The organism is Chryseobacterium sp. (assembly GCF_041914225.1).
Taxonomy (GTDB): domain Bacteria; phylum Bacteroidota; class Bacteroidia; order Flavobacteriales; family Weeksellaceae; genus Chryseobacterium.
On sequence record NZ_JAYSDT010000081.1, the window covers coordinates 1 to 8,565 of the forward strand.

Genomic DNA, 8,565 nt, shown 5'->3' on the forward strand with positions numbered 1-8,565 from the left:
CAGAACCCGAAACAGAATGGATAAGTTGGAAGATTTCGACGAACAGAAATTCAGTTGGGGGTTTTATTTGAACGGGAACAGACTGGATTACCGCATTGTTTTACATCCGAAATATGGGATGAATGATAATGAAAACCTTGTTACCTCTAAGGAAAGTTATAGTTTCGGTGCCGGGCTTATTGCAAAATGGAGACTGAACGACTATCTGGACGTAAGAATAGAGCCGGGTTTACAGTTTGCACAAAGACAGTTGACTTTTAATACTCAATCCAATGATATTTATGCAGGTGGGTCTTTAACGAATGATCCCTTCATACCGTTCCCTCTGCAGGAAAAGGATAAAGTAAGAGAAATTAAATCCACATTGATTGATATTCCGGTACTTTTGGAGCTTCACGGACAAAGATGGTACAACTCAAGACCTTACGTTGCAGCAGGGGTAAACTATGTAGTAAACCTTCAGTCTAATGCAACTTCTACCGATGATAACATGCAGGGTATCTTCAGATCTACCATGCACAACTTTGCATGGTCTGCAGAAATGGGAATCCAGTTTTATTTCAACAAGTTTAAACTGACTCCTGCGATCAGAGGAACCTTCTTCATGAACAATGAGAAAGTGGCGGATAACGCGACTACACCTCCTTACTGGGCATCTGCTGTTTCTACATTGCAGACAAGAGCAGTAATGTTCGTTCTGAAATTTGAATAAAAATTTTTCACTGGAAAATACATGGGAGACGCTCTGGCGCCTCCTTTTTTGTTTATATATCAAAATATAGAGCGTTTTATTTTTGTTAGTGTTATTATTTTTTTATTTTTGCTTTTAGTTAGAATATACAAACCTGAAATGCTTCAAGATTTAGAAAATAATTTTTCAGAATTAGAGAGAAAGATTTCGACTCTGCAAAAGAACTATAAAAATCTTACGGAAAATTTAAAAGAATTAAGTATTGAGCATGAAGAGTTGAAGAAGAAGTATGATGAAGAAAGAAGAAAAAATCAGGTATTAGCAGAAGAACAAAAAAATATAAAACTTTATTCAGCAATATCAGGAAACCCTGAACATAACAGGTTGATGAAAAATCACATCAACAGATTGGTGAAGGAAATAGATTTCTGTATTGCACAGCTTCAAAACAGTGGATTATAATGGAGGTAAGAAGAATAACCATCAACATTGCAGGAAGGGTGTATCCGCTGAACGTACCGGCAGCAGAAGAAGAAACTCTGCGTAAGGTCGGGAAGCAGATTGAAAATATGATTAAAGATTTTGAACAGAATTTCGATGTGAGAGACAAACAGGATGCTTTGGCTATGTGTGCCCTGAAACTGGGAACCAATGCAGAAGTGGTGTCTATGAACTACGATAAAACAATACAATCTACCAACGAAAGATTAGCCAAAATCAATCAATCGTTGAATGAAACAGGGAAATAGATTTTTTTTCCCGAAAAATGCTGCCTACAATAATTCTAACACATTAAAGGTAAACTCAACGCTAAACAATTACCGAACAAATGTCCATTGAATGGCGTGCCGGTTCGTCCGGATTACAGACCGTGGAAATCAGTTCAAATCGTGTTGATTAGGAGTTTACTCTCAATCTCTGGATTATTGTAGGCTTTTTTTATTTAGATATGAATACAATTAAAACTCAATATATATTATGATAGAAGTTATAGTCGGTGTTGTTTGTTTGGTAATCGGGGCCGTAGTGGGAATGTTTTTTTCCAGAAGTTCTCTGAATACTAAAGCAAAATTCATCATAGATGATGCCAAGAAAAATGCCGAAAACCTTATAGAAAAAGCTAATGTACAGGCTGAATCCATAAAGAAAGAAAAAAATCTCCAGGCAAAAGAAAAATTCCTGGAACTGAAATCACAGCATGATGCTGACATTCAGGCCCGCGAAAAGAAAATGCAGGAGATTGAGAAAAGAATCAAGGATAAAGAACATAAGCTGAATGACGAGCTTAGCAAGACCGGAAAACTTGAAAAAGATCTGGATAAGCAGATTGCTGACTACGCTAAGAAGAACGAAATTCTGGAAAGAAAACAGCAGGAGCTGGATGTTGCAACGGCTAAGAAAGTAGAAATACTTGAGAAAATTTCCAACTATACGGCTGAAGAAGCCAAAGCTGAATTGGTAGAAACCATGAAAGCTGAAGCTAAGACAAGAGCACAAGCACACGTTCAGAGCATCATGGAGGAAGCTCAGATGAATGCTAAAAACGAAGCAAGAAAAATCGTTATCCAAACGATCCAGAGAATCGGGACAGAGCAGGCTATCGAAAATTCAGTATCAGTTTTCAACATTGAGTCTGATGAAGTAAAAGGTAGAATTATCGGTAGAGAAGGTAGAAATATCCGTGCTTTGGAAGCGGTAACAGGAGTAGAAATCATTGTTGACGATACACCGGAAGCAATTCTTCTTTCTTGTTTTGATCCGGTAAGAAGAGAAATTGCAAGGCTATCCCTTCACAGATTGGTAACTGACGGTAGAATTCACCCGGCAAGAATCGAAGAAGTGGTTGAAAAAACAAGAAAACAGATCGAGGAGGAAATCATTGAAGTAGGGAAGAGAACCATTATTGATTTAGGAATCCACGGATTACACCCTGAACTGATCAAAATCGTAGGTAGAATGAAATACCGTTCTTCTTACGGACAGAACTTACTACAGCACTCAAGAGAAGTTGCGAATATCGCTGCAACGATGGCTGCTGAATTAGGATTAAACGTAAAATTAGCAAAAAGAGCAGGTCTTTTACACGATATTGGTAAAGTTCCTGAGCAGGAATCAGAATTACCACACGCCCTTTTAGGTATGCAGTGGGCTGAGAAATACGGTGAAAATCCGGAAGTTGTTAACGCAATCGGAGCTCACCACGACGAAATTGAAATGAAATCATTATTATCCCCGATCATTCAGGTTGCCGATGCGATCTCAGGAGCAAGACCGGGAGCAAGAAGACAGGTATTGGAATCTTATATCCAGAGATTGAAAGACCTTGAATCTGCAGCATTAAGCTTCGATGGAGTATCCAGTGCTTATGCAATCCAGGCGGGTAGAGAACTGAGAGTAATGGTAGAGAGCGGAAAAGTAAACGATGAAGTAGCTTCCCAACTTTCTTATGACATCTCTGAGAAAATCCAGAATGAACTGACTTATCCGGGACAGGTAAAAGTAACAGTAATCAGAGAAACGAGAGCTGTGAATATTGCCAGATAATAATCAGAAAAAGATATTTGATAAAAACCTTTCAAGAAATTGAAAGGTTTTTTATTTTTATCAAAACTTAAAAATGCAAGAACTGTCCATGTCTTCGAAACTGAAGTACATTTTCTCTATTCCCGTTATTATATCAGCCCTTGGCTATTTTGTAGACATCTATGATCTCCTTTTGTTTGGAATTGTCAGGATACCCAGCCTGAAGGCATTGGGACTCAATCCGGATGCAGACGGAACCTTTATTCTGAACTGCCAGATGGTGGGACTTCTCCTCGGAGGTGTTTTCTGGGGGATCTTCGGAGATAAAAAAGGAAGGCTTTCCGTGCTCTTCGGGTCTATTCTGGTGTATTCTTTAGCCAATATTGCCTGTGGTTTTCTGCCTTATTTTCCAAAAGAGCATTTAGTGTACCAATATGCCGGTTTAAGGTTTATTGCCGGTATTGGCCTTGCCGGAGAGCTTGGAGCAGGAATTACGCTGGTTTCTGAAAGCCTGCCGAAGAATTTAAGAGCGATCGGAACCTCAGTTGTTGCCGGATTCGGATTAATGGGGGCTGTTGTTGCCCAGCTTACTGTAGAGCTGGCTGGTGGCTGGAACATTTCTTACATTATTGGTGGGATCATGGGAATCATGTTATTGATACTGAGAATCAGCGTCTCAGAATCCGGGATTTACAAGAATCTTGAGCATAAAAATGTATCAAAAGGAAACTTTCTCTCCTTCTTTACCAATAAAGACCGATTGATAAGGTATCTGAAATGTATTGCAGTAGGATTACCTACGTGGTATTGCATAGGGATTCTGGCTGTTTTAGCTAATCAGTTTGCCCCTGAATTAGGAATAAAGGATATCAACCCCGGAAAAGCAATTATGTGGGCTTATGTAGGTATTTCTGTAGGTGATCTGCTTAGCGGTTTTATTTCTCATGCTTTAAAATCACGGAAAATGGCTATCTTTTACATGCTGATCTTTACGCTGATTGGCGTTGCTATCATGCTGTTTGGCAATACGAATACGGAAACCAAATATTATTTGTTTTGTGTCTGGCTGGGATTTGGAACAGGATATTGGGCTATGTTTGTGACATTGGCAGCAGAACAGTTTGGGACTAATATCAGAAATACAGCAACGACAACTGTTCCAAATATGGTGAGAGGTCTTGTTCCTGTTATGATTCTGGCTTTTGACTCTCTTAAAACTCATTTCCCTGTTGTGGAAAGTGCTGCCATAGTGGGAGTGATAGTATTCGGGTTGGCATTTTATTCCTCACTTACGATTTCAGAAACCCACGACAGAGATCTTGAATTTACAGAATAAATTAAACTGTTTAAAAAAAAGAAAAAAGTCATTCCTTATTTTGAATATAATAATAAGGTTATAATCAATAAATTATTAATTTTTATACTAATTTTTGTTGCGTGTAATTAATATTTGTTTAACTTTGGAAAGTAACTAAAACTATAATTGTTTAATCAACTAAATCTCATGAACATTATGAAAAATGCTAAAAAATTAAGAAAGCAGGATCTGAAAAACATTACTGGAGGAATAAGCGGAAATCCTGATTTATCTCTTTGCGGATGCAGCTGCTCAGGATCAGTAACAGGACCTTGGTATTGTGTACAGTATATCGCTTGTCCGCAGGTTTATACTTGTGGTGAAGCTGCTATCTAAAGAAATTATTTCAATATGAAATAAACATTTCCACATTTAATATGCAGCACCCTTTTGGTTTCAAAAGGGTGCTGCTCTTTTTAACGGATAATGTAAAGAAGACTGCCGGCACTTATTGTAACCCAAAGGAGTATTGCGGTTAATAATGGCTTTAATCCTATAGATTTCAGGGTCTGAAGGGAAAGGGTAGAACCAATGAAAAACAGGGTCAGATTCAGTCCGGATTTTGCCAGAACAGTGATTGAAGTGCTGAAACGGTCAAGAACCGGGAAATATGTATTCAAAAGAATAGCAATAATAAAGTAGCCGATAAACCATGGAATCTTTATTTTAGTGCCTTTACTTTTAAAAATAAACATCGTAATCAGTGAAACCGGGATAATCCACAATGCACGGGCAAGCTTCACTGTCGTTGCTATTTTCAGGGCTTCATCACCATATTTGCTTGCAGCACCTACTACAGAACTTGTATCATGAATTCCCACCGCACACCAAAGCCCGAACTGCTCCTGTGAAAGGTTCAGCAGATGACCTATCGCGGGATATATAAACAGCGCAATTGAATTTAAGGTAAAAACAATCGCCAGTGCGAGGGAAATCTGCTTTGTGCTTGGTTTAATAATAGGAGATACTGCCGCAATGGCACTTCCGCCACAGATAGCCGTTCCTGCAGACAAAAGATAAGACAGCGGTCTTTCCAGTTTAAATATTTTTCCCAGAAAATATCCCAAAACCATTACGGTAACAATACTTACAATAGTCAGCATCAGGCCTGTTTTTCCGGCGTTAAGGGCTTCATCCAGCTTTAATCCGAATCCCAGTCCTACAATTGAAATCTGCAGCAGCAGATGAATATATTGATGAAGATGTTTTTCAAAAGGATTTCCTAAAAAAACAGCTAGGGCAAATCCCAAGGCAAGAGCAATTGGAGAAGATATGAGCGGTGTAAGGCATAAGACAGCCAAAACTATAAAGAATACTTTCCGGGTCATTTCATTCTGAATGAAATCTTTCATAATGCGAACTTTTAAAATCTGCACCAAAATTCCGGAAAATAGTATAACAAAATAAATCGTATTTTGTTATATAGGATAACTATAAGTTATATCTTTACTTGTTGCTTATTGCTCTGCAAATCTCAGGAAAAGCTTAATCAGTTCAGACTGCTCTCCTTTAGGAAGAATAAAATGAAAATCCCTTTCAATACTGAAGTTCTTAATATCAATGACGGTAAGGATATTATTTTTAAGTTCGTTCAATATGGTGCTGATGGAAAGAAAGGCCATACATTCCGAATGAAGAAGGTAATTTTTAATACTTTCGCTGCTTCCCAGCTGCATAACGGTATTCAATTCATTGATATTGATTTCTTTCTCTTTAAGTCTGTTTTGTATAAACTCCAGCGTACCGGAACCCTGTTCTCTGAAGATCAGATCCAGCTGATAGAGGTCCTTTAGGTGTAAAGTTTTATGGGCAAGAAGATGATCGGATTTCGCTGTCAAAACAATTTCATCCGGTTTAAAAGTTCTGTACTCAAAATAAGAAGACTGTGATTCTCCTTCGATAATACCGAGATCAATTTTTTCTTCTTTTAAAAGTGTTGAGATTGTTTCCGTATTTCCGGTAAGCAGCTCAATCTTAATATCTCTATAATAAGAATTGAATTTGGCCAGAATTTCAGGTAAAATATACTGTGCAACCGTTGTACTGGCTCCGATAATCAGTTTTCCCTTATGCTGCTGATTGATCTGGCTGATCTCAAACTCCATGTCACGGTAGATATTTCTTATCTTTTCAGCATGCTCATACAAAATCTTACCGCTTTGGGTCAGTTGAATAGAAGTTCCTTTACGGTCAAATAACTTGGCGCCTACCTGGGTTTCAATTTCTTTAATGTGTTTGGTAACAGCAGGCTGTGAAATGTGAAGCTCTTCTGAAGCCTTAGTGAAACTTAAGCGGGAAGCTACCGTATGGAAAACTTTTAATCTGTAATCGAACATGGGGTAAAATTACGAATTATAGTTGGAAACGGGAAGCAGAGTGAGTTTGAGAGTGGGAGAGTCTGAGAGAAATGAGATGTGAGATCCGTATTTCGGGATTCGTGGTTATTCGCTTCAAAATTTAAAGGTTATGCTGCAGCTAAGAAAGAATAAGAACCAGCATCCTGCAACAAGTAATAAAAAATAACCAGCATCTCGCACCTCGAAACCCGAAACTCGAAACCCCTTATAAAAAATCAGAAATCGATCTGTCCTGCTGGCTTTCGTATCTTCTGTTTTTTGCTTCTCCGATTTTCTGCTTTGTATAAATGCTGTTGTGACCGGAAAGTAGGTAAGATACAACACAGGCAATGGCTACATACACGCCACATTCTGCCCCGAACAACTCAATTCCCATCAGCATACAGGCCAAAGGCGTATTGGTGGCTCCGGCAAATACGGCAACAAATCCCATCCCGGCCAATAGCCCGAAAGGTAAAGGGATAAAAAGAGATAAAGCACTGCCTAATGTAGCTCCGATAAAGAACAGCGGGGTAACTTCACCACCCTTGAATCCCGCAGAAAGCGTGACGATGGTAAAAATCATTTTTAAAGCAAAATCATACAATGGAAGTTGCTTTTCAAAAGATTCCAGGATAACGGGAACTCCTAATCCGATATAACGGGTTGTACCCATTGCAAAAACAGCAATTGCAATAATAATTCCTCCAACAACAGGACGAAGCGGAGGATATTTAATTTTCGATTTGAGAAAAGCTCCCATCCAGTGAATGATTTTACTGAAAGCTGCTGCACAGATTCCAAAAGCAATACCTGCCAGGATACTGTAAAGAATAGGTGAAAATTCCAGTTTTGGTATGAAATCAATATGATAATGGGTATGTTTTACGTTCCAGAGATTGGTCACCAGATCAGCAAGAATGGCCGAAGCAAATGCAGGGAAAATAGCATTGTAACGGATTCTCCCAATGAGAAAAACTTCAAGACCGAAAACCGCACCTGCCAGAGGAGTTCCGAAAACAGAGCCAAATCCGGCAGCAATCGCAGCAATAATCAATATTTTTCTTTCATTTCTGTCAAGCTTAAAAGGTTTCGTAAGCTGATCTGCAATAGAACCTGCCATTTGAAGAGCTGTTCCTTCGCGACCTGCAGAACCCCCAAAGAAATGTGTTGCAATGGTTCCCAGATAAACAAAGGGAGCCATTTTAAACGGAATGATGCCTTTGGGCTCATGGATGGTATCAATCAACAGATTGTTTCCGGCTTCAACATCTTTCCCGAAGTAATAATAAAGCAGTCCTATCAGAAATCCGGCAACAGGAAGAAAAGCTATCAGCCAGAGATGATTTTCTCTGAAATTGGTAGCCCATTCCAAAGACTGAAGAAATCCTGCAGAAGCGGTTCCCACTAATGCTCCAATAATCATACTGATGAACAGCCATTTTAAAATATAAGGCAATGCCGGAAATTTTCTGAAGAAAAAATGAGTCTGAAAAACTGCTTTTTCACCAAGTGTCCGTTGATTTTTTGACATAATAATCCTGATTAGTTATTTGTTAATAATCTTTTAATCAGGCGTCATCAGCTTTTGTAAAGCGGTTGGGTAAGGAAGAACACCATTTCCTTTTTTTGATACTGCAAATATAATAATTAAGGAT

Annotated in this window: 9 protein-coding genes and 1 riboswitch; of the genes, 6 read left to right on the forward strand and 3 right to left on the reverse strand. The window is 38.6% G+C overall.

The window, feature by feature from the left end:
* The 6 genes from ACE3RB_RS19275 to ACE3RB_RS19300 all read left to right on the forward strand — a co-directional run.
* A partial coding sequence (locus tag ACE3RB_RS19275; protein ID WP_374465702.1) for a porin family protein occupies positions 1-712 on the forward strand: 712 nt, incomplete at its 5' end.
* 21 nt (positions 713-733) lie between these two features.
* Positions 734-1,153: a V-type ATPase subunit a family protein gene (locus ACE3RB_RS19280; RefSeq protein WP_232723173.1), complete on the forward strand. Its 420-nt coding sequence runs from the start codon at positions 734-736 to the stop codon at positions 1,151-1,153.
* On the forward strand, positions 1,153-1,440 hold the full coding sequence (locus ACE3RB_RS19285) for a cell division protein ZapA (RefSeq protein WP_042722546.1): 288 nt from the start codon (positions 1,153-1,155) through the stop codon (positions 1,438-1,440). The genes ACE3RB_RS19280 and ACE3RB_RS19285 overlap by 1 nt, the downstream gene beginning before the upstream one ends.
* A gap of 229 nt (positions 1,441-1,669) precedes the next feature.
* Positions 1,670-3,235 carry a ribonuclease Y gene (gene rny / locus ACE3RB_RS19290; protein ID WP_332388491.1) on the forward strand — a complete coding sequence of 522 codons (1,566 nt, stop codon included), beginning with the start codon at positions 1,670-1,672 and terminating at the stop codon, positions 3,233-3,235.
* 73 nt (positions 3,236-3,308) lie between these two features.
* Positions 3,309-4,550, forward strand: coding sequence for an MFS transporter (locus tag ACE3RB_RS19295; protein ID WP_374465703.1), 1,242 nt, complete (start codon positions 3,309-3,311; stop codon positions 4,548-4,550).
* Between the two features lie 177 nt (positions 4,551-4,727).
* Positions 4,728-4,907: a hypothetical protein gene (locus ACE3RB_RS19300; protein ID WP_209785223.1), complete on the forward strand. Its 180-nt coding sequence runs from the start codon at positions 4,728-4,730 to the stop codon at positions 4,905-4,907.
* Positions 4,908-4,987: 80 nt separating this feature from the next.
* Here ACE3RB_RS19300 and ACE3RB_RS19305 read toward each other — a convergent pair whose 3' ends face one another.
* From ACE3RB_RS19305 to ACE3RB_RS19315, 3 genes are all read right to left on the reverse strand, one after another.
* Positions 4,988-5,923, reverse strand: a complete 936-nt coding sequence (locus ACE3RB_RS19305) for a YeiH family protein (protein WP_374465704.1) — start codon at positions 5,921-5,923, stop codon at positions 4,988-4,990.
* A 105-nt stretch (positions 5,924-6,028) separates the two neighbouring features.
* Positions 6,029-6,907 (reverse strand): LysR substrate-binding domain-containing protein, encoded by an 879-nt coding sequence (locus tag ACE3RB_RS19310; RefSeq protein ID WP_374465705.1) that lies wholly within the window; start codon positions 6,905-6,907, stop codon positions 6,029-6,031.
* A 226-nt stretch (positions 6,908-7,133) separates the two neighbouring features.
* Entirely contained in the window at positions 7,134-8,441 is a 1,308-nt protein-coding gene (locus ACE3RB_RS19315; protein ID WP_374465706.1) for a voltage-gated chloride channel family protein, read from the reverse strand.
* Positions 8,442-8,472: 31 nt separating this feature from the next.
* A riboswitch (Fluoride riboswitch) is annotated at positions 8,473-8,540 on the reverse strand.
* Between the last annotated feature and the right edge of the window lie 25 nt (positions 8,541-8,565).

Coding starts and splice junctions, on each gene's coding strand:
- ACE3RB_RS19315 (WP_374465706.1), bottom strand. CDS start 8,441: ATGTCAAAAAATCAACGGACACTTGGTGAAAAAGCAGTTTTTCAGACT.
- ACE3RB_RS19305 (WP_374465704.1), bottom strand. CDS start 5,923: ATGAAAGATTTCATTCAGAATGAAATGACCCGGAAAGTATTCTTTATA.
- ACE3RB_RS19285 (WP_042722546.1), top strand. CDS start 1,153: ATGGAGGTAAGAAGAATAACCATCAACATTGCAGGAAGGGTGTATCCG.
- rny (WP_332388491.1), top strand. CDS start 1,670: ATGATAGAAGTTATAGTCGGTGTTGTTTGTTTGGTAATCGGGGCCGTA.
- ACE3RB_RS19300 (WP_209785223.1), top strand. CDS start 4,728: ATGAAAAATGCTAAAAAATTAAGAAAGCAGGATCTGAAAAACATTACT.
- ACE3RB_RS19280 (WP_232723173.1), top strand. CDS start 734: ATGGGAGACGCTCTGGCGCCTCCTTTTTTGTTTATATATCAAAATATA.
- ACE3RB_RS19295 (WP_374465703.1), top strand. CDS start 3,309: ATGCAAGAACTGTCCATGTCTTCGAAACTGAAGTACATTTTCTCTATT.
- ACE3RB_RS19310 (WP_374465705.1), bottom strand. CDS start 6,907: ATGTTCGATTACAGATTAAAAGTTTTCCATACGGTAGCTTCCCGCTTA.